This window comes from Streptomyces griseiscabiei (genome assembly GCF_020010925.1).
GTDB lineage: Bacteria > Actinomycetota > Actinomycetes > Streptomycetales > Streptomycetaceae > Streptomyces > Streptomyces griseiscabiei.
Map to the genome: position 1 here is coordinate 979,513 of NZ_JAGJBZ010000003.1, position 24,834 is coordinate 1,004,346.

The window sequence follows — 24,834 nt, forward strand, 5'->3', positions numbered from 1 at the left end:
CAGTTCACTCCACCGTCACCGACTTCGCCAGGTTCCGCGGCTGGTCCACCTCGTTGCCCCGGGCCGTGGCCAGTTCGCAGGCGAAGACCTGGAGGGGGACCGTGGCGACCAGGGGCTGGAGGAGGGTCGGGGTGGCCGGGATGCGGATGAGGTGGTCGGCGTAGGGGACCACCGCCTCGTCGCCCTCCTCCGCGATGACGATCGTGCGGGCACCGCGCGCGCGGATCTCCTGGATGTTGGAGACGATCTTGTCGTGGAGGAGGGAGCGCCCGGCAGGGGAGGGCACCACGACCACCACCGGGAGGTCCTCCTCGATCAGGGCGATCGGGCCGTGCTTCAGCTCGCCCGCCGCGAAGCCCTCCGCGTGCATGTAGGCCAACTCCTTGAGTTTCAGGGCGCCTTCCAGGGCGACGGGGTAGCCCACGTGGCGGCCCAGGAACAGCACCGTGTTCTTGTCGGCCAGCGTGCGCGCCAACTCCCGTACCGGCTCCATCGTTTCGAGGACCCGCTCCACCTCGCACGAGATCCGGGAGAGGTCGCGGACCACGGCCCGGATCTCGTCGCCCCACTTGGTGCCGCGCACCTGGCCGAGGTACAGGGCGACCAGGTAGCAGGCCACCAGCTGCGTCAGGAACGCCTTCGTCGAGGCGACCGCGACCTCCGGGCCCGCGTGGGTGTAGAGGACCGCGTCGGACTCGCGGGGGATCGTCGAGCCGTTGGTGTTGCAGATCGCGAGGACCCGGGCGCCCTGCTCGCGGGCGTGCCGCAGCGCCATCAGCGTGTCCATGGTCTCGCCGGACTGGGAGATGGCGACGACCAGGGTGTGCGGGCCGAGGATCGGGTCCCGGTAGCGGAACTCGCTGGCCAGCTCCACCTCGCAGGGGATGCGGGTCCAGTGCTCGATGGCGTACTTGGCGATCAGGCCCGCGTGGAACGCCGTACCGCACGCGACGATGACCACCTTGTCCAGCTCGCGCAGCTCGGAGTCGGGGATGCGGACCTCGTCCAGGGAGAGCGTGCCCGCCGCGTCGATCCGGCCGAGGAGTGTGTCCGCGACCGCTTTCGGCTGCTCGGCGATCTCCTTGAGCATGAAGTAGTCGTAGCCGCCCTTCTCCGCCGCCGACGCGTCCCAGTCGACGTGGTACGAGCGGACCTCGGCGGGGCGGCCGTCGAACGTCGTCACCGTCACGCCGTCGCGGCGCAGTTCGACCACCTGGTCCTGGCCCAGCTCGATCGCCGAGCGGGTGTGCGCGATGAACGCGGCGACGTCCGAGGCGAGGAAGGACTCGCCCTCGCCGACGCCGACCACCAGCGGGGAGTTGCGGCGGGCGCCCACGACCACGTCCGGCGCGTCCGCGTGCACCGCGACCAGGGTGAAGGCGCCCTCCAGCCGGCGGCACACCAGCCGCATCGCCTCGGCGAGGTCGTCGCACGAGGAGAACTCCTCGGCGAGGAGGTGGGCGACGACCTCGGTGTCCGTCTCGGAGGTCAGTTCGTGGCCCCGCTCGGTCAGTTCGGCGCGCAGCGCGGCGAAGTTCTCGATGATGCCGTTGTGGACGACGGCGACCCGGCCCGCGTTGTCGAGGTGCGGGTGGGCGTTGGTGTCGGTGGGGCCGCCGTGGGTGGCCCAGCGGGTGTGGCCGACACCCGTCGAGCCGGTCGGCAGCGGACGGCCGACCAGCTCCTTCTCCAGGTTCACCAGTTTCCCGGCCTTCCTGGCGGCGGCGAGGCCCCCGTCGGCCAGCACCGCCACGCCCGCGGAGTCGTACCCCCGGTACTCCAGCCGCTTCAGACCGGCGAGGACCACGTCGAGCGCGGACTGCGAGCCGACGTATCCCACGATTCCGCACATATCAACCCCTGTGTCGAGCCGTTCGCGACCTGTCGTGTGCCGAGTGTGACTGTACGTGACAGGGTGGCGTTCCGTGAGCCCCGTCAGGCTCCATGGCTCCGCGCGGGCGGCCCTCTGAGAGACTGGGGCGGACATGAGTGAGACAGCACCTGTGCGGAGCGCGCCCCTTCGGGCCCGTGCCGAGATCGATCTGGATGCCCTGCGGGCCAATGTGCGGACCCTGCGCGCCCTGGCGCCGGGTGCCGAGCTGATGGCCGTGGTCAAGTCGGACGCGTACGGCCACGGGGCGGTGCGGTGTGCGCGGGCCGCGGTCGAGGCGGGGGCGACCTGGCTGGGGACGGCCACGCCCGAGGAGGCGCTGGCGCTGCGCGCGGCGGGGCTCACCGGGCGGCTGATGTGCTGGCTGTGGGCGCCGGGCGGGCCCTGGCGCGAGGCGGTCGAGGCCGATCTCGATGTCGCGGTCAGCGGGATGTGGGCGCTGCGCGAGGTCACCGACGCCGCCCGTGCGGCCGGGGCACGCGCGCGGGTGCAGCTGAAGGCCGACACCGGGCTCGGGCGCAACGGCTGCCAGCCCGAGGACTGGCCGGAACTCGTCGCCGAGGCGCTGCGCGCGGAGGCCGAGGGGCTGGTGAAGGTCACCGGGCTCTGGTCGCACCTCGCGTGCGCCGACGAGCCGGGGCACCCCTCCGTCGACGCCCAGCTCACCCGCTTCCGGGACATGGCCGCGTACGCCGAGGACCGGGGCGTCCGCCCCGAGGTACGGCACATCGCCAACTCACCGGCCACCCTCACCCGCCCGGACGCGCACCTCGACCTCGTCCGGACGGGCATCGCGGTCTACGGCATCTCGCCCAGCCCCGAGCTGGGCAGCCCGGCCGATCTCGGACTGCGGCCCGTGATGCGGCTCAGCGCCTCGCTCGCGCTGGTCAAGCATGTCTCCGGGGGCCACGGCGTCAGCTACGGCCATCACTACGTCACCCCCGGCGCCACCACGCTCGGCCTGGTGCCCGTCGGCTACGCGGACGGTATCCCCCGGCACGCCTCCGGCACCGGGCCCGTCCTGGTCGGCGGGAAGTGGCGGACGGTCGCGGGCCGGGTCGCCATGGACCAGTTCGTCGTCGACCTCGGCGGTGACGAACCGGCCGCCGGGGACGAGGTCGTGCTGTTCGGCGCCGGTACCGGGGGCGAGCCGACCGCCGAGGACTGGGCGCAGGCGGCCGGAACCATCGCGTACGAGATCGTGACGCGCATCGGAACCCGCGTTCCGCGCGTCTACGTCGACAAGGGCGACGCGGACGGCGAGGGCGACACGGGCGAGTGAACGGGCGCATCCGACCGGGGCCCGTGAGGATGTGAACCCGGGCACCCCGATCATGAGGAGGCGCACGAGCAGGTGAAGGACGAACGAGACGGGTAACTCCGTACAGGTGTACGGGGCGAGAGCGAGACCGGACAGGTCGGCGAAGAGGAGCGGGACGTGAGCGAGAGCAGCGCGGAGGCCGTGGAGGCCGTCGCGAGCGCGGCCGTCGCCTCGGCCGCGTCCGGTGACGGGATCTGGCGCCGGGCCGGGGTCGCGGGGGCGGCGATAGGCGTCGTCGCGGCGGGCGCGGCGGCCGGTGTCGCCATAGAGCGGCTCACCGTCGGGCGCGGCATGCGCAGGAAGGCCCGCCTCGCGCTCGACTCCACCGGTCCGTACGGGGCGCTGCGCGGCACCCCCGCCAAGGCGTACGCCGACGACGGCTGCGAGCTGTACTACGAGGTCGACGACGTCGAGCCCGAGGCCGGTCTCTCGCCCCGCAGACGCCGTCTCTTCGGCCGCAAGGCCCCGGCCCCGGTCACCGTCGTCTTCAGCCACGGCTACTGCCTCAACCAGGACTCCTGGCACTTCCAGCGGGCCGCGCTGCGCGGTGTCGTCCGGACCGTGCACTGGGACCAGCGCAGCCACGGCCGCTCCGGGCGCGGTGCGGCCCAGGCGCAGGACGGGCTGCCGGTCACCATCGACCAGCTCGGCCGCGACCTCAAGGCCGTCATCGACGCGGCGGTGCCCGAGGGGCCCATCGTGCTGGTCGGGCACTCCATGGGCGGCATGACCGTGATGGCGCTGGCCGCGCACTTCCCCGAGCTGATCCGTGAGCGGGTCGTCGCCGTCGCACTGGTCGGTACGTCGTCGGGGCGGCTCGGCGAGGTCAACTTCGGGTTGCCGGTCGCGGGCGTCAACGCGGTGCGGCGGGTGCTGCCCGGGGTGCTGAAGGCGCTGGGGCAGCAGGCCGCGCTGGTGGAGCGGGGGCGGCGGGCGACCGCCGATCTGTTCGCCGGGATCATCAAGCGGTACTCGTTCGCGTCGCGGGACGTCGACCCGGCGGTCGCGCGGTTCGCCGAACGGATGATCGAGGGCACGCCGATCGACGTCGTCGCCGAGTTCTATCCGGCCTTCACCGAGCACGACAAGACCGAGGCGCTCGCGGAGTTCGCCGAGCTGCCGGTGCTCGTGCTGGCCGGGGTCAAGGACCTCGTCACACCCAGCGAGCACAGCGAGGCCATCGCCGATCTGCTGCCGGACGCGGAGCTGGTGCTCGTCCCGGACGCGGGGCATCTGGTGATGCTGGAGCACCCCGAGGTGGTGACCGACCGGCTCGCCGACCTGCTCACCCGGGCGGGGGCCGTGCCGGCGGGGGCTACGGTTAGTGGCTATGGAAGCGCCAGCAGCACCGCACGGCCCGGGTGAGTCCGGGTCGTCCGGGTCGTCTCTTCAGATCACCGTCACCTCGCCCGACCAGATGCTGGAGCTGGGCCGTCGCCTGGCCAAGCTGCTGCGCACGGGTGATCTCGTGATGCTCAACGGGGAGTTGGGCGCCGGGAAGACGACACTCACCCGGGGGCTCGGGGAGGGGCTGGGGGTGCGGGGCGCGGTCACCTCGCCGACCTTCGTCATCGCCCGGGTGCATCCCTCACTGGTCCAGGGGCCGCCGCTCGTGCACGTCGACGCGTATCGCCTCGGCGGCGGGCTGGACGAGATGGAGGATCTCGATCTCGATGTCTCGCTGCCGGACTCGGTGATCGTGGTCGAGTGGGGCGAGGGGAAGGTCGAGGAGCTGACCGACGACCGGCTCGACGTGGTCATCCACCGTGCGGTCGGGGACACGACGGACGAGGTGCGGCGGGTGACGGTCACCGGGCTGGGGCGGCGGTGGGCCGCCGTGGAGCTGGGGGCGCTGTCGGCCTGACGCTGTCGGCCTGGTCCGGCCTTGTCCTGGTTCCGTGTGGGTTCCGACAAGGTGTCGGCAACGTGTTGCGTTCGGCGTTCCGGCGTGGTCACATGGTAACCGGTCCTTGGTTAGGTGTACCTAACTTGGTTCGCCGGGAGCACCAGGAGGCGTCCATGGCGGCAGATGAGCGACGTGAGCGGCAGCCGTCCGGGGTGGCCGGGGTGTCCATGCGGGACCTGTTGGCGGCGGGGGTCGCGGCGCGGCTGATCTCCACGCCGCCGCGCGCGCCCGAACCGGAGCCGGTGCGTCGCCCCAAGGCCGCGTAGCCGTTCTGAACGCTCCGGGCGGGGCGTCCGGGTCGTGTCGCGGCCTCGGGTGGGTGGGGGCTGGTCGCGCAGTTCCCCGCCCCCAGAAGGACCGGCGATCCCCTGCCCGGCGACCAAACAGCGCCCTTACTCGACCACGACCACCTTCGTGCCGATGCCCGCGAACTCCCACATGGCCTTGCCGTCCTTGCGGGACTCGCGGATGCCGCCGGTCTTGGTGGCGGGGTCGGGCTCGGGGGTGGAGCCGTCGACGGCCGCGCTGAAGCCGACGGAGATGCCGTCGACGGAGGCGAAGCGGACGACGTTCTCGATGGGGGTGCCGTCGGAGCCGGTGACGGCGGCGGAGCGGGACGAGACCGTGTAGGTGGCGGGCGTCGGGTCGACCGTGCTCGGGGTGACCTCGAACGTGCGGGTGACCTTCTCGTTCGCGCCGACCAGCCAGACACGGTCGTCGTCGAGGGAGTACACGACGCGCTCGCCGGTGCCCGAGTCCTCGGGGAGGACGTCCTCCGTGTCCTTCTCCCGCTCGGCCGGGGTCTTGGACTGCTTGGCCTTCGGAGACTCCGATGCGGACGGTTTCCCGAGGTCGTCCGGCGCGTTCGCCGAAGCCTGATAGGTGAGGAAACCGACGGCGGCGATGGCCGCCGCGGTGAGCCCGGCCACGACTACCGAGCTGCTACTGGCCACCTTCTGCGCCCACCTCTCGTACCCATGTACGCCTGTGCAATACGTCTGTGCTGTGACGGTAGCAGCAGAGGCGACGTGCACCGGGTCGGCAGTCTGCCCGCCCGAAGCGCCGTAGGCTGTTTGCGTGCTCTTGCTCGCTCTGGATACCGCCACCCCCGCCGTCACCGTCGCGCTGCACGACGGGAGCGACGTCGTCGCCGCGTCGAGCCAGGTGGACGCGCGGCGCCACGGGGAACTGCTGCTGCCCGCCGTCGACCGGGTCCTCGCCGAGGCGGGCACCCGTCTCGACGCCGTCACCGGCATCGTCGTGGGCGTCGGTCCCGGCCCGTACACCGGGCTGCGCGTCGGCCTCATGACCGCCGACACCTTCGGACTCGCCCTCGGGGTCCCCGTCCACGGCCTGTGCACGCTCGACGGCCTCGCGTACGAGGCGCAGGGCGCGGTGGAGGGCCCGTTCGTGGTGGCCACCGACGCCCGGCGCAAAGAGGTGTACTGGGCGAGATACGACGGCCCGCGCGCCCGGGTGAGCGAACCGGCCGTCGACCGGCCCGCCGAGATCGCGGAGCTGGTGGCCGGGCTGCCCGCCGTGGGCGCGGGCGCGCTGCTGTATCCCGACACCTTCCCCGACGCCCGCGCGCCCGAGCATGTCTCCGCCGCCGCCCTCGCCGCGCTCGCCGCCGAACGGCTCGCGGCGGGCGAGGAGTTGGAGGCGCCCCGGCCGCTGTATCTGCGCCGGCCCGACGCGCAGGTGCCCAAGAACTACAAGGTGGTCACCCCGAAGTGACGACCCCGGTGCTGCGCGAGATGCGCTGGTGGGACATCGAGCCCGTCCTGGAGCTGGAGAAGGACCTCTTCCCCGAGGATGCCTGGTCCCGGGGCATGTTCTGGTCGGACCTCGCCCACGCGCGGGGGCCGAACGCCACCCGCCGCTACTACGTGGCCGAGGACGACGGCGGCGGCGGGCGGATCATCGGCTACGGCGGTCTCGCCTCCGCCGGGGACGTCGCCGACGTACAGACCATCGCCGTCGCCCGTGAGCACTGGGGCACCGGCCTCGGCGCCCTGCTCCTCACCGAACTGCTGCGGGCCGCCACCGCCTTCGAGTGCGCCCAGGTGATGCTCGAATGCCGGGTGGACAACGTCCGCGCCCAGAAGCTCTACGAACGCTTCGGCTTCGAGGCGATCGGCTTCCGCCGGGGCTACTACCAGCCGGGGAACGTGGACGCGCTGGTCATGCGCCTCGACGACCCCTCCACTTCCGTATCCGCACAAGGAACCGAGATCAATGGCTAGGGCAATGGCTGACGAACCTCTGGTCCTCGGGATCGAGACCTCCTGCGACGAGACCGGGGTCGGTGTCGTGCGCGGGACGACCCTGCTGGCGGACGCCATCGCGTCGAGCGTCGACGAGCACGCCCGGTTCGGCGGGGTGGTGCCCGAGGTGGCCTCCCGCGCGCATCTGGAGGCGATGGTCCCGACCATCGACCGGGCGCTGAAGGAGGCGGGCGTCAGCGCGAAGGACCTCGACGGCATCGCGGTCACCGCCGGACCCGGCCTCGCGGGCGCGCTGCTGGTGGGCGTCTCGGCGGCCAAGGCGTACGCGTACGCGCTCGGCAAGCCGCTCTACGGCGTCAACCACCTCGCCTCCCACATCTGCGTCGACCAGCTGGAGCACGGGGCGCTGCCCGAGCCGACGATGGCGCTGCTGGTGAGCGGCGGCCACTCGTCGCTGCTCCTGTCGACGGACATCACGTCGGACGTACGGCCCATGGGCGCGACGATCGACGACGCGGCGGGCGAGGCCTTCGACAAGATCGCCCGCGTGCTGAACCTCGGCTTCCCGGGCGGGCCGGTCATCGACCGGTACGCGAAGGAGGGCGACCCGACGGCCATCGCCTTCCCGCGCGGGCTGACCGGGCCCCGCGACCCCGCCTACGACTTCTCCTTCTCCGGCCTCAAGACCGCGGTGGCCCGCTGGATCGAGGCCAAGCGGGCGGCCGGGGAGGACGTTCCGGTGCGGGACGTGGCCGCGTCCTTCCAGGAGGCCGTGGTGGACGTGCTGACGCGCAAGGCGGTGCGGGCCTGCAAGGACCAGGGCGTCGACCATCTGATGATCGGCGGCGGTGTCGCCGCCAACTCCCGCCTGCGGGTGCTCGCCCAGGAGCGCTGCGAGGCGGCCGGCATCCGGCTCCGGGTGCCCCGGCCCAAGCTGTGCACGGACAACGGGGCGATGGTGGCGGCGCTGGGTGCGGAAATGGTCGCGCGGGGGCGCGCCGCGTCCGACTGGGACCTGTCGGCGGACTCGTCGCTGCCGGTGACGGACCCGCATGTGCCGGGCAGCGCCGCCGGTCATGCCCACGCCCACGGCCACTCCCACGGTCACGATCACGTCCACGAGGTCAGCAAGGAGAACCTGTACTCGTGACGGTCGCGCTGATGTGGGAGGCGCGGGCGGTGGCCGGGCGGGGGGAGGAGCTTCTCGCCTGGGCCCGGGATCAGGTCGAGGCCCAGGTGCTTTCCGTACGGCCGCTGCGGCGGGAGTTGTTCCGGGCGCCGCAGGACCGGGTGCTGGTCATCACGTGGTGGGACGCGGAGTTCGACGCGGAGCTGCCCGAACTGCCGGAGCCGGGGCCGGAGTTGGTCTCCAGGGCGGTTCACCGGTGGAGGTTCGAGTCGGCGGGGACGGACTGACCGGCGTGCTCTTTCGGCATGTACGGATCACGTGTGCCGTTCGTCTGTGATGCTGTGCGGATGAGCAGATCATGGCAGGGAACCGTCGTGGACGGTTCCGACCTCCTGGTGCCGGCGTCGGGTGTGACGCCGAGGCATGTGCTGTGCGTCGTCGGAGTGGGCCTGGACCCCGAGATACTCATCCGGGTGGTCGAGGAGGCGGGCGCGGGGGAGTTCACGGTCGAGGAATGGGAGCAGGAGCCCGATCCCCGGATGCGGGAGGCGTTCGAGGCCGCGTTGGCCGCCCGCAGCGCCATCCGGGACGACGAGTTCGGTGACGAGGACTGGGCCGCGGTGGACGCGCACGACTCGGTCGCCTATGTCCTGTCGCCGCCGATCTCCCAGTTCAACGCCCTCGACGTCTCCCGGCAGGCACTGGCTGTCACGGCCGCTCTGCTGGCCAACGGGGCCACCGCGGTGAAGAACGACTCCAGCGGTGTGGCCTGCGGGCGCGAGCGATGGCTGACTCTGGCGGACAGGGCCGCGGCCGCCGACAACGTCGACGATCTGGCGATCGCCCTGTGCGACGCATGGGTGGTGCCGGCCATCTTCGACGAGGGCGCCTTCTACAGCGGCGGCATGCATCTCCTCGGCCAGGCCGACGTGGAGCTGGCCCCCGGACGCGACCCTGAACCGGAGCAGTTGAGCGAGTGGCTGACCACCATGGACGTCGCGCGGTACTACCTGCTGACGGAGCAGCCCGAAGGCGGGATCGAGGACGGCGAGGGGTTCCGCATCACCCCGGACGCCACCCGCTGGATCATGCACCGGGTCGCGTGCGAGCTCGACGAGGACGACTTCTCCCACAACCCCTTCGGCTTCTGGCGTCTGACGCCCGCCTAGCGATGCCGGGGCCGCCGTCGCGTGTACTGGAGGGGGAGTACATGGCTGTTCGGTGGACAGTACGGTGAGCGGACCGTCACTCTGAGTGCATGGTGCACGGTGTGGAGTGGGCTGCGCAGGGGCCGGGTGGTGAGCCCGAGTCGTCGGACAGCATGAAGGCGTTCGGGGCGGTGGTGCAGGCTCTGCGCGAGCATGCGGGGCTGAGCCGGGAGGAGTTCGGGGCGCGGGTCCATTTGTCCAAGCACTCGGTGGCTTCCATCGAGTTGGGGCGACGGCTGGCGGATCAGCGGTTCGTGGAGTTGGCGGAGGAGGCCACGGGGGGCACGGGGGCGGTGCGGGGGGCGTTTCGGCATATGGCTCGGCAGCCGGGGTTGGCGGCGTGGTTCAGGACGTGGGCGAGGTTGGAGCGGGAGGCCGTCTATCTGGCTACGTACGAGTGCCGCTTGGTGCCGGGGCTGCTTCAGTCGGAGGGGTACGCGCGGGCGGTGTTCAGCAACAGCATTCCGCCGCTGTCGGACGAGCAGCTGGAGGCGCAGGCCGCTGCGCGGATGGAACGGCAGAAAATGTTGCGCGACCGACCCAACACCTCGTTCAGCTTCGTCATGGATGAGCACGTTGTCCGGCGTCGGCTGGGCGGCGGTGAGGTGCTACGGGGTCTGCTCGATCACATGCTGGAGCACGCTCGGCTCCGCAACGTGGAGATCCAGATCATGCCGCTCGAATGCCAGGTGCACGCCGGGCTGGACGGCCCGGTGGCGCTGCTGGAAACTCCGGACGGGAGGCATCTTGCCTATGCCGAGGGGCAGGAGACCGGGCGCCTGATTGCCGACGGAAAAGAGGCGGCCATTCTGCACCGTCGGTATGCGACACTCCGCGCACAGGCTCTCAGCCCCCTGGACTCCGTGAGCCTGTTGGAGCGGATCAGAGGAGCGTTATGAGCATCACCGAACCGGCGTGGTTCAAGTCCAGCCACAGCACGGATCAAGGTGACAGCTGCGTTGAAGTCGGCCTGGGCTGGCGCAAGTCCAGTTACAGCGGCACCCAAGGCGACAACTGCATAGAAGTCGCCACCACCCCCGCCACCATCCACGTCCGCGACTCCAAAGACACCACGCGCCCCCACTTCGACTTGGGCCCCTCCGCCTGGGCCGCCTTCGTCGCGCACGCGGCGGCCCAGGCGGGCTGAGGCAGTGTCGTGAGCACCGACCTCACGTGGTTCAAGAGCAGCTACAGCAGCCCCCAGGGCGACGACTGCATAGAAATCGCCACCACCCCCACCACCATCCACATCCGCGACTCCAAAGACACCACGCGCCCCCACTTCGACCTCGGCCCCTCCGCCTGGGCCGCGTTCGTCTCGTACGCGGCGGCCCAGGCGGGCTGACCCTCAGGCCGTCAGGGCTCCACCACCCGGACCTCCGTCCCGCAGTGCAGCCGGCGGTCCGGGCCCACCTCGCGTACCGGCCCCGGCAGCGTCAGCCGTACCCGGTGGTGGATGTCCGCACTCGACGTGCCCAACCGCAGTTCCAGCGCGCCCGGTTCGACCACGCGGCGGCCCGAGCGGTCCGGGAAGGACGACACGTCGGGGTGGAAGCGGAAGGTCACCCGCCGGGCCTCGCCCGGGGCCAACTCCAGCCGCTGGTAGGCGATCAGGCGTACGTCGGGGCGGGTCACCGAGGCCACCGGATCGTGCAGGTACAGCTGGACCACCTCCGCCCCAGCCCGCTCACCCGTGTTGCGGACGGTCACCGAGACGTCCCCGCCCTCGTCACCCTCGTTCGCGAAGTCCGTCCACGCGAACGTCGTGTACGAGCGGCCGTACCCGAAGGGATACAGCGGGGTCGGGTCGATGTTGCTCGCTCCGCCCAGCAGGCCCAGCGGGGGCTGGAGGTACGTCCACGGCTGGCCCCCGGGGCGGTGCGGGACGCTCACCGGGAGGCGGCCGGAGGGGCAGACGCGGCCCGACAGCACTCCCGCCACCGCCGGGCCGCCCTCCTCCCCGGGGAAGAACGCCTGCACCACGCCCGCGAGTCGGCCGTGCCAGCGGCCGAGCGCGTAGGGGCGCCCGGTGAGCAGCACCGCCACCACCGGCGTCCCCGTGGCGATGAGCGCGTCCAGCAGCTCCGCCTGGACCCCCGGCAACCGGAGGTCCTCCGCGTCGCAGCCCTCGCCCGAGGTGCCCCGGCCGAAGAGGCCCGCGCGGTCGCCGAGGACCGCCACGCAGACGTCCGCCTCGGAGGCCCGTGCCACCGCCTCGGGGAAGCCGCCGGTGTCGTCGCCGTCCACGTCGCTGCCCGCCGCGTAGGTGATCTTCGCGTCGGGGAGTTCGTCCCGGACGGACCGGAGCACGGTCGGGATCTCGATGCCCAGCGGGGTGCCCGGGTGGGCGGGGAGGACGTGGGAGGGGAAGGAGTAGCAGCCGAGCATGGCCAGGGGGTCGTCCGCGCGGGGGCCCACCACGGCGATACGGATGTCCGGGGCCAGCGGCAGCACCGCGTCCGGGTTGTCCAGGAGCACGATCGACTGCTCGGCCAGGCGGCGGGCGACCTCGCGGTTCTCACGGGGGTCGAGGTCGATCTCGCCGCCCGCTCCCTCCGGGGTCCAGTCCTCGTCCAGCAGACCCAGCTCGCACTTCTGGAGCAGGACCCGGCGGGCGGCCCGGTCCACCAGGGCCTCGGGGATCTCACCCGCGCGGACGGCGGTCACCAGGGGCTCGCCGTAGCAGCGCAGGGTGGGGAGTTCCACGTCCACGCCCGCCGCGAGCGCCGCGTGCGCCGCCTCCGCGCGGTTTCCGGCCACGCGGTGGTTGGTCTCCAGGAAGCCGACGCCGAAGTAGTCGGAGACGACCGTGCCGGTGAAACCCCAGTCTTCGCGCAGGAGTTCGGTCAGGAGCTGAGGGTCCGCCGAGACCGGGACGCCGTCCGTCTCCGTGTACGCCGCCATCACCGAGCGCGCCCCGCCCTCGCGCAGCGCCATCTCGAACGGGGGCAGGGTCACGTCCGCGAGTTCCCGTACCCCCGCCCGTACGGGCGCGTGGTTGCGGGCGCCGACGGACGCCGCGTACCCGGCGAAGTGCTTCAGTGTGGCCACGATCCCGGCCGACTCCAGGCCGCGCACATACGCCGTACCGACCGTGCCGACGAGGTACGGGTCCTCGCCGATCGTCTCCTCGACCCGCCCCCAGCGCGGGTCGCGGACCACGTCCAGGACGGGCGACAGACCCTGGTGGATGCCGACGGAGGCCAGGTCGTGGCCGATGTGCCGGGCCATCTCCTCCACGAGCGCGGGGTCGAAGGTCGCGCCCCAGGCCAGCGGGACGGGGTACGCGGTCGCGCGCCATGCGGTGAAGCCGGCGAGGCACTCCTCGTGGGCGACGGCCGGGATGCCGAAGCGGTTCGCGGCCATGATGCGGCGCTGGGCGCGGGCCAGGGCGCGCGCGCCGAGCGCCGGGTCCACGGGGGCCGTACCGAAGGTGCGGGTGAGCTGGCCGAGGCCCCGGGTGATCAGCTCGTCGAAGTCGAAGGACTCCCGCATCTCCTCCTCGTCGGGGGCGATGTCCTCGCCGTTCGAGTCGGTCTTCACCCACACGCCGTACAACTGGGCGGTCTTCTCCTCCAGGGTCATCCGGGAGAGCAGATCCTCGACCCGGGCCGCTGCGGGCAGGGCCGGGTCACGCCAAGGGGTGGTCATGAAACTCCTTCAGGGGTCGGCGAGTTTCAGAAGGTCGCGGGTGCCGGAGCAGGTGGGTCACTTGCCGCCCACACCCATCAGCCCGCCCACCAGCGCCCGGCGCGCCACCAGGTACACGGCGAAGATCGGGATGCCGGAGAGGACGACCGAGGCGAGCAGGGCGGGGATGTTGACGCCGAACTGGCTGACGTAGTTGAACAGTCCGAGCGTGAGCACCCGGGGGCCGTCGGACTGGGTGAAGATCAGCGGGAAGAGGAAGCCGTTCCACGCCTGGAGTGCGGAGAAGATGACGACCGTACTGATGCCGCCCTTGGCCAGCGGGATCGTCAGCTGGAAGAGCATGCGCAGGGGTGACGCGCCGTCCAGCGCCATCGCCTCGTACAGGTCTTCGGAGACGTCCCGGAGCGTGCCCACCAGGACCAGCACCGAGACCGGCATCGCGAAGGCCGCCGTCGGGAGGATGACGGCGAGGAGGGTGTCGTAGAGGTCGAGCTTCGCGATGAGGAGATAGAGGGGGACCACGACCGCCTGCGCCGGGATCGCCACGCCCAGGAGGAAGAGGCGGAAAGCCGCGTTCGACCAGCGGTCGCGGGTGCGGACGGTGACGTACGCCAGCGGGATGGACAGGGCCAGGACGATGCCGACGACCGAGACCGCGACGACCGCCGTATTGCTGAGCAGATGGCCGAAGCCGCTGGTCAGGACGGTGTTGTAGTTGTCGAGGGTCGGGTCGGTGGGAGGTTTGAGGGGGTTGCCGGTGAGGGCCTTGTCCGCGCCCGTGAGGGACGCCGACAGCATCGCGTAGATCGGGATCAGGACGATGACCAGCCAGAGGAACGCGCCCAGGCCCGCGACCGGGTTGGCGCGCCGCGTCCAGTGGCGCCGGCGGCGGGGGGCGCGCGACGGCTCGCGCGCGGGCTCGTCGGTCTTCGTGGGGCGCGCCAGTGTGTCGTGTGACATGCCGCTCCGTCACATCCCTTCACGCGTGCTGCGCATGGCGCCGAAGCCCGTCAGCCGGACCAGGACGAGGGAGAGCCCCGTCGCGGCGATGACCAGGAAGGACGCGATGGCGCTGGCGTAGCCGAAGTCGTACGTCTTGAAGCCCGCCTCGTACATCAGGTACGGCAGGATCGCCGTGTCCGTGCCCGGGCCGCCCTTGGTGAGGATCAGGACCGTCTCGAAGTACGTCAGCGAGCCGACCACCATCAGGACCGTGGAGGTCGTGATCGTGTGGCGCAGCTGCGGGAGCGTGATCGAGAAGAACTGGCGGTAGCGGCCGGCGCCGTCGATGGCCGCCGCCTGGTAGAGGACCTCGGGGATCTGGCGGGCCCCGCCCTGGTAGATCAGGGTGTGGAAGGGGATGAACTGCCAGCCGCCGACGAACACGATCGCGAGGAACGCGCCGCTCTGCGAGCCCAGGGTGTCCTGCTGGATGATGCCGAAGTTCGGGTCGAGGAGGGCGTAGAACAGGATCGCGATGGCGGTGGAGGAGAGCAGGAACGGGACGAAGAAGACCGCGGAGAGGATCGCGCGGTTGCGCTGCCGGCCCGCCGCCCAGACGCCCAGGAGCAGGGCGATCACCGTCTGGAAGACCCAGCTGGCGACCGTCAGGACGACCGTCAGCCACAGGGACTGGGTCATCCGCGGGTCGTCGAGGAGCTTCCGCCAGTTGTCGAGGCCGACCGGTGTGGGGTCGCCGAGGCCGTCCCAGCTGGTGAAGGAGAGATAGAGGGCCAGGGCCATCGGGACGACCGCGAAGAAGGTGAAGAAGAGGACGCCGGGGAGCGCCCAGGCGGCGTGCGGGCGACCCGCACGCGACCCGTGTGCGGGGGCGCTTCGCGGAGCGGTCCCCTTGTCGACCGTGACGGTCACTTCAGCCCCTTGCACGCCGTCACGAAGTCGGCCGGGGAGGACTGGCCCGCGAACAGCTTGCCTATCTCCGTGTGCATCTTGGTGCCGAGGCCGTCGCCGAGCGCCTGGTCCCAGGAGAGCGTGAAGGCGGGGGCCTGCTGGACCATGTCGTACTGGAACTTCGCGTACTCCGGGTTGGGCGCGGAGGAGAGCAGCTCGGCCGCGCCGGAGGTGGTCGGGACGTCGCCGTTGTCGATGAGCGCCTGCGCGTACTCCTTCGACGCGCAGTCCTTCAGGAAGCCGACCGCCAGGTCCTTGTTCTTCGTACGGGCGTTGATCGACCAGTAGTTGGTGGGGTTGCCGACGACGTTGCGGACGTCGCCCGTGCCGCCCTCGACGGTGGGGAAGGCGGCCCAGCCCAGATTGCCCTTGGCGAAGTCCGGGAACTTGCCGAGCTGGGTCGAGTACTCCCAGGAGCCCATCAGGTGCATGGCCGCCTTGCCGCGCGCGAAGACCGCGGGGGCGCCGCCGTTGACGTACGACACCGAGGTGAACTTGGAGCCGAAGGCGCCGTCGTCGATGAGCTCCTTGACCAGTTCGGCGGCCTTGAGGACGGTCGGGTCGCCCCAGCCCTCGGCGTCGCCGTCCTGGATGCGCTTGAAGACCTCGGGGCCGCCGATCCGGTCGACCAGGTACTCCAGCCACATCAGCTCGGGCCAGACGTCGGAGCCGCCGAGGGCGAAGGGGGTGATCTTCGCCTTCTTCAACTTGGCGTTGATGTCGAGGAGTTGGTCCCAGGTGGTGGGCGGCTGGAGCTTGTGCTCGGTGAAGACGGACTTGTTGTAGAAGAGGATCACGGGCTGCATGCCGCGCATCGGGATGCCGTAGTGGCGGCCCTTGAGATCGCCGGCCGCGAGCACCGAGGGCAGGAAGCCGCTCTTGAGGACCGGGTCGCCCTCGATGACGTCGGTGAGGTCGACGAGCTTGCCCGCCTCCTCGTACGGCTTGATGGAGCCGCCGCCCCAGTTGAAGAAGATGTCCGGGGCGCTCGGGGAACCCATGGCCGTGCGGAGCTTGGGGGAGTAGTCGGAGCCGGGGACCTTCTGCAGCTTGACGGTGCCGCCGGCCTTCTTCGCCGCCGCCGACTTGTTGAACCGGTCGACGCCCGCCTGCTGGACCTTCACCGCGTCGTCGCCGTACACGAAGGCGGTGAGCGTCTTGCCGTCCCCGCCGCCCGCGCCACCGCCCGAGCCACAGCCGGTGAGGCCGGTCCCGAGACCGGCGGTGAGCAAGGAAGCGGAACCGGCGCCGAGAACCCAGCGCCTGCTGAACGTCCGCTCTCTGTTCGACTCCATGGACAGCACCTCTCGCGGGTGGAGGGACGAATGTTTCGGATGTCAGCTCGAATGTTCCGGGAACGTATGGCCGTCGAAAGGGTTCGTCAAGAGGTCGCGCAGGGATACGATCCCGCTCATGAAGCCCGCGAAGCCCGAGGAAACCCAGACAAGAGCGCGTGTCTCGCCGTCCACGCAGACCGCGACGCTCGCCGAGATCGCCCGCCAGGCCGGCGTCTCCGCTCCGACTGTTTCGAAGGTGCTCAACGGCCGCGCGGACGTCGCGCCCGCGACCCGCACCCGTGTCGAGGAGCTGCTGCGCGAGTACGGCTACCGCCGCCGGCGCGCCGAGGCGACCCGCTCCCCCCTCATCGACCTGGTCTTCCACGAGCTGGAGAGCGCCTGGGCGATGGAGGTCATCCGGGGCGTCGAGAACGTCGCCCGGGAGGAGGGGCTGAGCGTCGTCCTCTCCGAGAGCGCGGGGCGGCTCACCCCCGGCCGCACCTGGGCCGACCAGGTCGCCGCCCGGCGCCCGCACGGCGTCGTGCTCGTCCTGTCGGGGCTCGACGAGTCCCAGCGGGCGCTGCTCACCAGCCGCTCCATCCCGTTCGTGGTGATGGACCCGGCGGGCGACCCCGGCGACGACGTGCCCTCGATCGGCGCCACCAACTGGCAGGGCGGCCTCGCCGCCACCCGGCACCTGGTCGAGCTCGGCCACCGGCGGATCGGCGCCATCAGCGGACCGTCCCGGATGATGTGCAGCCGCGCCCGGGTCGACGGCTACCGGGCCGCGCTGGAGACCGCCGGGCTGCCGGTCGCCGCGGACCTGATCAAGGCCGGGGACTTCCACCACGAGACCGGCTACCGGCTCGGGCTCGACCTGCTGCGCCGCCCCGACCGCCCCACCGCCGTCTTCGCCGGCAACGACCTCCAGGCCCTCGGCCTCTACGAGGCCGCCCGTGAACTGGGCCTGCGCATCCCGGAGGACCTCAGCGTCGTCGGCTTCGACGACCTCCCGGTGGCCCGCTGGGTCGGGCCCCCGCTGACGACCGTGCGCCAGCCGCTGATGGAGATGGCCGAGGCGGCGGCCCGGCTGGTGCTGGACCTGGGGCGCCAGGACCGGGGGCCTTCGGCGGCGACGCGGGTGGAGCTGGCGACGAGCCTGGTGGTGCGGAGCAGTACGGGGGTCGCGCCCCTCTAGGGCCTGTCTTCAAATTCCCGCCTGCCCCGCGACGCCATGCACGCTCCCCCACTCTCGGCTTCGCTCGAGCGGGAGGTACCCCCACCGCCGCACCGGGCCCTGACCCGAGTACGTCCAGTACGCGGATCAGGGCCCGGCACGCCGAGAGCACGCTCCCCCAGTCTCGGCTTCGCTCGACCGGGAGGTACCCCCACGACGCCGCGGGGCCGCCCTCCGGGCGACGGCGGGAATGTGAAGACAGGCCCTAGGGGCGCGGGGAACTGCGCGGGGAACTGCGCGGCGAGCCACGGCGGCGCGGCAGTCGGCCACAGACCCGACCCGGCAGACGCCTGGCCGGAAGTTGACGTATTGACGACCGAGTCACCCACCCCCACACTCCTCCGAAGTCAATCGGTTGCACCACCGAAACTTTCGGAGGCACCCGCAATGAGACCCTCCCCGCGCGGCCTGCTCACCGCCCTGACCGCCGTCGCCGCCCTGCTCCTCGCCACCCCCACCGCCCACGCCGCCGACCCGCCCCTGCGCGACCTCGCCGCGGCCAAGGGCAAGGCGATCGGCACCGCCGTCACCGGCTCCAAACTCACCGGCACCTACGGCGACATCGCGGGCCGCGAGTTCAACTGGCTCACCCCCGGCAACGCCATGAAGTGGGGCTCCGTCGAACCCACCCGGGGCACCTTCAACTGGACCGAGGCCGACCAGATCGTCGCCTTCGCCGAGGCCCACGACCAGGACGTACGCGGCCACACCCTGGTCTGGCACAGCCAGAACCCGAGCTGGCTGACCAACGGCAGCTGGACGCCCGCCCAGCTCAGTACGCTGATGAACGACCACATCGCGCTCGAAGTCGGCCGCTACAAGGGCCGCCTGGCCGCCTGGGACGTGGTGAACGAGCCCTTCAACGAGGACGGCACCTACCGCCAGACCCTCTGGTACAACGGCCTCGGCGCCGACTACATCGCCCAGGCCCTCACCGCCGCCCGCGCCGCCGACCCGGCCGCCAAGCTCTACATCAACGACTACAACGTCGAGGGCGTCAACGCCAAGAGCACGGCCCTCTACAACCTGGTCCGGGACCTCAAGGCCCGCGGCGTCCCGATCGACGGCGTCGGCCTCCAGGCCCACCTGATCCTCGGCCAGGTCCCCGCCACCCTCCAGCAGAACATCCAGCGCTTCGCCGACCTGGGCCTGGACGTCGCCATCACCGAACTCGACATCCGTATGCAACTGCCCGCCACAGCGGCCAAGCTGGCGCAGCAGCGCACCGAGTACGACGCCGTGGTGAAGGCCTGCGTGGCGGTCACCCGCTGCACCGGTGCCACCGTCTGGGGCTTCACCGACTCCGACTCCTGGATCCCCGACACGTTCCCGGGCGAGGGCGCGGCCACCCCGTACGACGAGAACTACGCGCCGAAACCCGCGTACCACGGCATCGTGACGGCACTCGGCGGCACGGTGACCGAACCGCCGGTCCCGTCCGGCTGCTCGGCGGCGTACAGCGTGCCGAACCAGTGGAACACCGGCTTCACCGGCAACGTCACGATCAGCTGCGCGGCCGGTTCCTCGCTCTCCTCCTGGCGGGTCGCCTGGACGTTCGGCGCGGGACAACAGCTGAGCCAGGCCTGGAACGCCTCCTGCGCCCAGAGCGGCGCGGCCGTCACCTGTTCCAACGCCTCCTGGAACGGCGGTGTCCCGAGCGGCGGTTCGGTGAGCTTCGGCTTCAACGGCACCTGGAGCGGCAGCAATCCGGTACCGACGGTGACACTGGGCTGAGAAGTCTGAGAATTTCCGAAGGAAAGGGCGCAGGAGGTTCTGCCCGTAACAATTCGGACGTAAGTTCCTGTGCGTGAGTGGTGAAGAAAGTGCGTTCGGGGACGCCGGGGACGACGACAACGGGAGCGCGGGCGGACCGCGGCGCCGGCGCCGGCTGAAGATCGCCGGCTGTGTGCTCGCCGGCGCCCTCGTCCTCGGCGCGGGCGGGGCGGGCTGGGCGTTCTGGCGGCTGAACGACAACATCACGAGCGTCGACATCAACGGCGCGCTCGGCGACGACCGCCCCGCGAAGGCCCGGTCCGCCGCCGAGCCGTCGGCGTCGGCCTCCGCCGCACCCCTGCCGAGCGGCGCCCTCAACATCCTCGTCCTCGGCTCCGACTCCCGCAGCGGCAAGGAGAACGCCGAACTCGGCGGCGGCGACACGGACTCGGGCGCCCGCTCGGACACCGCGATGGTCGTCCACATCGACGAGGGCCGGACCGGGGCGACGGTCGTCAGCATCCCCCGCGACACCCTCGTCACCCGCCCGTCCTGCCCGCTGGAGTCGGGCGGTTCGACATCGGTCGCGTACAACGTCATGTTCAACACGGCGTACGCGGTCGGCGGCCCCGTCTGCGCGGTCAAGACCGTCGAGTCGATGACGGACGTCCGCATGGACCACTACATCGAGATCGACTTCTCCGGCTTCGCGAACCTGGTCGACGCGCTCGGCGGCGTCACGGTCACCACGGACGAGGACATCGACGACGAGGACTCGCACCTCACCCTGGACGCCGGCACCCACCACCTGGACGGCGAACAGGCCCTCGCCCTCGCCCGCACCCGCCACGGCATCGGCGACGGCAGCGACCTCGGCCGCATCGGTCTCCAGCAGAAACTGGTCAAGTCCCTGCTCGACCAGATCTCCTCCACCGCCCTCCTCACCAACCCCGCCCAGCTCTACCGCGCCGCCGACGCCATCACCGGCAGCCTGACCACGGACACCGGCCTGGCCTCCCTGCGCGACCTGATGACCCTCGGCGAAAGCCTGAAGAACCTGACCTCGACCGACACCCGAACGGTGATGATGCCGGTGGTCACGGCCCCGTACGACCGCAACCGCGTCGTCGCGGACGAGCCGGAGGCGGGGGAGCTGTGGGAGTCGCTGAAGTGAGCGTCGCCGAATAGCACGGGCGAGGCTCGGCCGGAGCGTTATCTCCGCAGGTCACCCGGGTGGAGGTAGACGGGGAGGACAGCACCGGGGGCCGCTCGCCATCATGCTGCGGTGCTTCTGGGACCTCAGCGACGCGCGCGGCGGCGTCTCGGCCGTGACCTGACACTCGTCGGACTGGGCCTGGTGTCCGTCTGCCTCGCCGTCTGGATGCAGTTCGGCGACCACAAGGCCGCCGACGTGGCGACGATCGCGAGTCTCGCCGTGGGCGTCGCGGCGCTGGCCCTGGCGCTCGTCGACTTCTTCCGCCAGGAACCGGTCCCGCCCGATCCCGCCGGGTACGCCGACGATCTCGCTCACATCCTCCGGGCACAGTGGCTCGAGGAGGCGGGGGCCCGACGGCTGCGCGACCCTCAGGTCCTGCCGCTTGCCTGGGCCACAACGACAAGGCCGGTCGCGGGCGAACTCCGCGACCCGGTGACGGGGGGCCGCGTCCTGCGGGTGCACCTCGACGGCAGGCTGGACGGCCGCTTCGATCGAGTCATCTCCCAACTGGCCCAGGGGTTCGACCAGTTGCCGCAGAACCGACTGGTCGTGATCGGTGAGCCCGGCTCCGGCAAGACGGTCCTGGCGATGCTGCTCACCCTGGGCCTGCTGGGCGCGCGGCAGCCGGGCGGGCCCGTACCGGTCCTGCTCCCCGTCTCGACCTGGGACCCCGTGCGCGAGCCCCTGGACGACTGGCTCGTGCGGACCCTCGCGGTCCCGTACTACAGCGGTCGCGAGGAGATCCCCCGCGCCCTCCTCGCTCACGGCCTGCTGCTGCCCGTCCTCGACGGCCTGGACGAGATCCCGGAGTCGGCCCGACGCGCGGCGATCCGGGGCATCAACCAGGCGATCGGCGGCGAGCGGCCGGTCGTCGTCACCTGCCGTGCTGTGGAGTACGAGGAACTGATCCACGGCGGAGCGCCGACCCTCCGCCAGGCGCCCGTGGTGGAGGTCGCCCCGGTGCCGCCGAGGGACGTGATCGCCTACCTCCGGGCCGTGGACTGGCCCGAGCACGTCGCGACGGGCTGGGGCCGCGTCTTCGACCGGCTGCGCACCGAGCCGGACGGCCCGCTCACGGAGGCCCTGTCGACGCCGCTGATGGTGACGACGGCGCGGCTGGTGTACCAGCGGGGCTGCGGCGACCCGGCCGAACTGCTGGACCGCGAGCGCTTCGACTGCCGTTACGCGGTGGAGGACCATCTCACGCATCGGGTGCTGGACGCCGTGTACGGCCCGGATCCAGGGCTGCCGGACGGCGCGGAGACCCGCGGCCTGTGGGATCCCGTACGGGCCCGGCGCTGGCTCACCTTCCTGGCCCGCCATCTGCACGACCATCGGGAACGGGACCTGGAGTGGTGGGCGATGAGCGGCCGGGTGCTTCCCCTGTGGGTGGGCCCGGCGGTGTCGTTCGGCCTGGGGCTGGTGCTGGCCGTCGGGGCGATCCTGTGGACGGCGGTGACGCGAGGGTTCGCCGCCGGGGTGTCCGGTGAGGCCGTGCTGGTCCCGATGTGCATCGGCGCAGTCTTCGCCCTGATCAGCAGTCTGATCTGGTACGCGGCGGGCAACCGCCCGCCGGGTCGGCTCTCTTTCTCGCTACGGGGGTCGGCGGGGCGGTTGTGGCGCGGTTTCCGGCTGGGGGTGCTGGTGGGGGCTGTCGCCGTGGTGCCCGTAGTCGGCGGGATGTGCGTGTTCCAGGTGCTGGCTTTCACTCCCGGTCCTGGGTCCCTTCCGGCCGCCGGGATCGTCTCCGAGTCGCTGACGATGTGCGTGACGCTGAGTCTGGTGGTCGGGGTGGCCCTGGCCACGCACCACTGGCTCAACGCGCCGCCGTCCCGGGCGACCCAGGCCACTCCGTTCAACTCGTACGTCCAGGATCGGCGTTCGGCGGTGGCGGGAGCGGCCGTGGCGGGGCTCGTGGTGGGCGGCGCCGGGCTGTTCGGGCTGCATGTCGGGCAGTTGGTGGGGGATCTGGTCTTTCGCACGCTCACGGAGTGGCCGGGGTCGCCAGGGACCGGCGATGTCTCCGACTCGGCGGAGGTCTCCTGGCGGCGGATCAACGAAGCGCTCGGCCCGGACTCGCACGGCTGGGGGCTGCCCTTCGTGCTGCCCGGGGTGGCCTTCGCGCTGTTCGTCCTGCTGTCGCGCGCGTGGTTCCGCTTCCTGCTGGTGCGGCTCTGGCTGGCGGTGACGGGGCGTATGCCCTGGCGGTTCTTCGCGTTTCTCGGTGAGGCCAGACGCAGGGAGATCGTCAGACAGGCGAACAGCGCCTTTCAGTTCCGGCACATTCGGTTGCAGGAGGGGCTGGCAGGGGAGCCGGTGTATGTGCGGGGGCCTGACTCCGGGGCGCGGGGAACGGTGCCGCGACGACTGCTCCTGGGGGTGGGGGCGGCCGTGGTGGTCGGGGGGACTGTCGCGTTCGTCGGACGGCATGCGGCGGAGGGGGAGGTTGTGTACTGGGACCGGAACGAGGCGTGGATGACAGCGGTTGCGTTTCACCCCCGTACCGGGGAGCTGGTGTGGGGTGCGAGCGACGGGCGGGTATGGCGAGGAGGGCGTCGGGAGGAGGAGCGGATGGTCCTTCCGGCGGCCCCCTACTACGACACCCTCCGGGGGGTCGATCAGTTGATGTTCGACGCCCGGGGGGATCGTCTCGTGGTGGCGCGGGACGGACTGCTCGCCGTGGGGATGACGGGGCGGTCGCACTGGAGCTTCCGCCAGGGACCGGCGGCTCTGGAAGGCCGTCTCTCCTTGAGTGAGGACGGCCGCATCCTGGCGGGTGGCTCCGAAGGGCGACTCGCGTTGTGGGATCTCGATGGGGCCGGTTGGCCGACACGCATCGAGGTGAATGCGCGCGAGCAGCGCGAGATCGTCACGTGGGACATGTGCGGGGACGCCCTGGTGGCCTTGAAATCGACGGGGCGGTTGGTGCGCATCAGAGTCCCGGACATGACTGAGGAACCCGTCTCCACCCCGGTGGTCGACGTGATCGCCGGCTATGTCAACAGCTTCCACCTGATGGTCAGCCGACGAGGTGACCACCTCTTTCTGGAAGGTGATGGAATCGTCGGCAGGCTCTGGCGGATGAACGACCGGACCGGCCGATGGGAGAAGTCCGGTCCCGAGCTCTCCGACGTCTCCGTAGTGTTCCACCCGAGCAAGCCTCTGGCCGCTGTCAGCAGGACGGACGCGATGGACGGCGATGAACGGACGCTCGACGGAACCATCGAACTCTGGAGCACCGACGGGACACCGGCCCGCCGCAAGGCGCTGCGCGGACACTTGGGGCAGGTGCACGCCATGAGCTTCAGCGCGGACGGCACCGGACTCGCCAGCGCCGGCGCGGACGGCACCGTCCGCCGGTGGGACGTGAGCCACCTGCCCTGAGGCGTCGTTCCTCATGGCGTGAAGGCAGGAACGGGCCGCCGCTGTCCCTGGGCATCTCCGGCGCGAACATGCACGACAGCCAGGGTCACCAGTCAGCCGGCGCCGGTAGTGTCAGTGACGGCTCGTAGGGTGCGCTGGTGTTCGACGAGGAGGTTCCATGGGCTTTTCCGGCCATCTGGTCTTTGCGCGCAGCGAGCGCCCCCTGCTGGAAGCACCCCTGTTCGGCAGCACCGGTCCAGGGCTGAGAGAGGGCGTGCATGAGGGGCAAGCTCGACCGGGCGGCTGGCAGACCCTGCAGTTGGAGCACGGCATCTGGGAGGACGAGAGCCTGTTCGCCTTGGTCGAATGGTCCGGTGCGCCGGCCTGCGTCGCCGATGTCTCCGACAGCAGCGTCGCCCTCGTGACCGGTCTGGACACCGACGGGCACCGCTGGCAGGCATGGCTCAATCTGGACAACGCCGCGGCGCTCCTCGTCGAGGAACCCGAGGACGTGGACGACGTGAGCCTGTGGATAGCCACGCCGGAGTTTCAGGAAGCCCTCGGACACAGGCGTGCTGAGCTCGATGCAGAGGTGCCGAACCACGCCGAAGGCGCGCTCAGGTGGGCTTCGGCAGCTGGTGTCCGGACCATGGCACAGCAGCCTCGGATCGAGGAACTGCTGCGCGCACAGGAGACCTTCGTGGAGGAGCTGTTCGACTCGCTGCTGGACGAACTGGGCTTTCCTGACACTGCCCACTCCGCAGCGCAGCCGTAGGAAGCGAT

23 protein-coding genes are annotated in these 24,834 nt (G+C 71.3%); 17 read left to right on the forward strand and 6 right to left on the reverse strand.

What is annotated here, in order from left to right:
* Nucleotides 1-4 precede the first annotated feature (4 nt).
* Nucleotides 5-1,852: a glutamine--fructose-6-phosphate transaminase (isomerizing) gene (gene glmS, locus J8M51_RS38380; protein ID WP_086760140.1), complete on the reverse strand. Its 1,848-nt coding sequence runs from the start codon at nt 1,850-1,852 to the stop codon at nt 5-7.
* A 133-nt stretch (nt 1,853-1,985) separates the two neighbouring features.
* On the opposite strand from glmS, the gene alr reads away from it, so the two are divergent.
* The 4 genes from alr to J8M51_RS38400 all read left to right on the forward strand — a co-directional run bounded on the left by alr (nt 1,986) and on the right by J8M51_RS38400 (nt 5,384).
* Nucleotides 1,986-3,173: an alanine racemase gene (gene alr / locus J8M51_RS38385; RefSeq protein ID WP_086760142.1), complete on the forward strand. Its 1,188-nt coding sequence runs from the start codon at nt 1,986-1,988 to the stop codon at nt 3,171-3,173.
* A 156-nt stretch (nt 3,174-3,329) separates the two neighbouring features.
* Nucleotides 3,330-4,577, forward strand: coding sequence for an alpha/beta fold hydrolase (locus J8M51_RS38390; protein ID WP_216591300.1), 1,248 nt, complete (start codon nt 3,330-3,332; stop codon nt 4,575-4,577).
* Complete coding sequence (tsaE, locus tag J8M51_RS38395) at nt 4,543-5,076, forward strand: tRNA (adenosine(37)-N6)-threonylcarbamoyltransferase complex ATPase subunit type 1 TsaE (protein WP_216591301.1); 534 nt, start codon at nt 4,543-4,545, stop codon at nt 5,074-5,076. The genes J8M51_RS38390 and tsaE overlap by 35 nt, the downstream gene beginning before the upstream one ends.
* Before the next feature lie 155 nt (nt 5,077-5,231).
* Nucleotides 5,232-5,384: a hypothetical protein gene (locus J8M51_RS38400; protein ID WP_216591302.1), complete on the forward strand. Its 153-nt coding sequence runs from the start codon at nt 5,232-5,234 to the stop codon at nt 5,382-5,384.
* 126 nt (nt 5,385-5,510) lie between these two features.
* Here J8M51_RS38400 and J8M51_RS38405 read toward each other — a convergent pair whose 3' ends face one another.
* Nucleotides 5,511-6,071, reverse strand: a complete 561-nt coding sequence (locus tag J8M51_RS38405) for a L,D-transpeptidase (protein ID WP_179203098.1) — start codon at nt 6,069-6,071, stop codon at nt 5,511-5,513.
* Between the two features lie 124 nt (nt 6,072-6,195).
* Between J8M51_RS38405 and tsaB the strand changes: the two genes are divergently transcribed.
* The 8 genes from tsaB (at nt 6,196) to J8M51_RS38445 (ending at nt 11,028) form a co-directional block, all read left to right on the forward strand.
* Entirely contained in the window at nt 6,196-6,855 is a 660-nt protein-coding gene (gene tsaB / locus J8M51_RS38410; protein WP_086755827.1) for a tRNA (adenosine(37)-N6)-threonylcarbamoyltransferase complex dimerization subunit type 1 TsaB, read from the forward strand.
* Entirely contained in the window at nt 6,852-7,364 is a 513-nt protein-coding gene (gene rimI / locus J8M51_RS38415; RefSeq protein WP_086755826.1) for a ribosomal protein S18-alanine N-acetyltransferase, read from the forward strand. Before tsaB ends, rimI begins: the two co-directional genes overlap by 4 nt.
* A gap of 4 nt (nt 7,365-7,368) precedes the next feature.
* On the forward strand, nt 7,369-8,496 hold the full coding sequence (tsaD, locus tag J8M51_RS38420) for a tRNA (adenosine(37)-N6)-threonylcarbamoyltransferase complex transferase subunit TsaD (RefSeq protein WP_398857716.1): 1,128 nt from the start codon (nt 7,369-7,371) through the stop codon (nt 8,494-8,496).
* Entirely contained in the window at nt 8,493-8,762 is a 270-nt protein-coding gene (locus J8M51_RS38425; protein WP_086755824.1) for a hypothetical protein, read from the forward strand. The genes tsaD and J8M51_RS38425 overlap by 4 nt, the downstream gene beginning before the upstream one ends.
* A gap of 60 nt (nt 8,763-8,822) precedes the next feature.
* Complete coding sequence (locus J8M51_RS38430) at nt 8,823-9,644, forward strand: hypothetical protein (protein WP_143673185.1); 822 nt, start codon at nt 8,823-8,825, stop codon at nt 9,642-9,644.
* An 89-nt stretch (nt 9,645-9,733) separates the two neighbouring features.
* On the forward strand, nt 9,734-10,582 hold the full coding sequence (locus J8M51_RS38435) for a helix-turn-helix domain-containing protein (protein ID WP_267299861.1): 849 nt from the start codon (nt 9,734-9,736) through the stop codon (nt 10,580-10,582).
* Nucleotides 10,579-10,830: a DUF397 domain-containing protein gene (locus tag J8M51_RS38440; RefSeq protein ID WP_216590818.1), complete on the forward strand. Its 252-nt coding sequence runs from the start codon at nt 10,579-10,581 to the stop codon at nt 10,828-10,830. The genes J8M51_RS38435 and J8M51_RS38440 overlap by 4 nt, the downstream gene beginning before the upstream one ends.
* 9 nt (nt 10,831-10,839) lie before the next feature.
* Nucleotides 10,840-11,028, forward strand: a complete 189-nt coding sequence (locus J8M51_RS38445) for a DUF397 domain-containing protein (RefSeq protein ID WP_086757432.1) — start codon at nt 10,840-10,842, stop codon at nt 11,026-11,028.
* Between the two features lie 11 nt (nt 11,029-11,039).
* Here J8M51_RS38445 and J8M51_RS38450 read toward each other — a convergent pair whose 3' ends face one another.
* From J8M51_RS38450 to J8M51_RS38465, 4 genes are read right to left on the reverse strand one after another with little or no spacing between them, the layout of a single operon-like run.
* The gene (locus tag J8M51_RS38450) at nt 11,040-13,334 is read right to left on the reverse strand and encodes a beta-xylosidase/alpha-l-arabinosidase (protein ID WP_086757431.1); all 2,295 of its coding nucleotides are present in this window, start codon (nt 13,332-13,334) and stop codon (nt 11,040-11,042) included.
* A gap of 57 nt (nt 13,335-13,391) precedes the next feature.
* Entirely contained in the window at nt 13,392-14,294 is a 903-nt protein-coding gene (locus J8M51_RS38455) for a carbohydrate ABC transporter permease (RefSeq protein WP_086757429.1), read from the reverse strand.
* A gap of 9 nt (nt 14,295-14,303) precedes the next feature.
* Nucleotides 14,304-15,206, reverse strand: coding sequence for a carbohydrate ABC transporter permease (locus tag J8M51_RS38460; RefSeq protein WP_086757427.1), 903 nt, complete (start codon nt 15,204-15,206; stop codon nt 14,304-14,306).
* On the reverse strand, nt 15,203-16,540 hold the full coding sequence (locus tag J8M51_RS38465; RefSeq protein ID WP_086757426.1) for an ABC transporter substrate-binding protein: 1,338 nt from the start codon (nt 16,538-16,540) through the stop codon (nt 15,203-15,205). The genes J8M51_RS38460 and J8M51_RS38465 overlap by 4 nt, the downstream gene beginning before the upstream one ends.
* Before the next feature lie 118 nt (nt 16,541-16,658).
* Between J8M51_RS38465 and J8M51_RS38470 the strand changes: the two genes are divergently transcribed.
* The 5 genes from J8M51_RS38470 to J8M51_RS38490 all read left to right on the forward strand — a co-directional run bounded on the left by J8M51_RS38470 (nt 16,659) and on the right by J8M51_RS38490 (nt 24,826).
* Complete coding sequence (locus J8M51_RS38470; protein ID WP_086757425.1) at nt 16,659-17,720, forward strand: LacI family DNA-binding transcriptional regulator; 1,062 nt, start codon at nt 16,659-16,661, stop codon at nt 17,718-17,720.
* Nucleotides 17,721-18,146: 426 nt separating this feature from the next.
* Nucleotides 18,147-19,493 carry an endo-1,4-beta-xylanase gene (locus J8M51_RS38475; RefSeq protein WP_267299862.1) on the forward strand — a complete coding sequence of 449 codons (1,347 nt, stop codon included), beginning with the start codon at nt 18,147-18,149 and terminating at the stop codon, nt 19,491-19,493.
* Nucleotides 19,494-19,560: 67 nt separating this feature from the next.
* A complete protein-coding gene (locus tag J8M51_RS38480) occupies nt 19,561-20,646 on the forward strand; it encodes an LCP family protein (protein WP_267299909.1) in 1,086 nt (361 codons plus the stop codon).
* Between the two features lie 111 nt (nt 20,647-20,757).
* Nucleotides 20,758-24,072 carry an NACHT domain-containing protein gene (locus J8M51_RS38485; protein WP_267299863.1) on the forward strand — a complete coding sequence of 1,105 codons (3,315 nt, stop codon included), beginning with the start codon at nt 20,758-20,760 and terminating at the stop codon, nt 24,070-24,072.
* A 157-nt stretch (nt 24,073-24,229) separates the two neighbouring features.
* On the forward strand, nt 24,230-24,826 hold the full coding sequence (locus tag J8M51_RS38490) for a hypothetical protein (RefSeq protein WP_086753101.1): 597 nt from the start codon (nt 24,230-24,232) through the stop codon (nt 24,824-24,826).
* Nucleotides 24,827-24,834 lie beyond the last annotated feature (8 nt).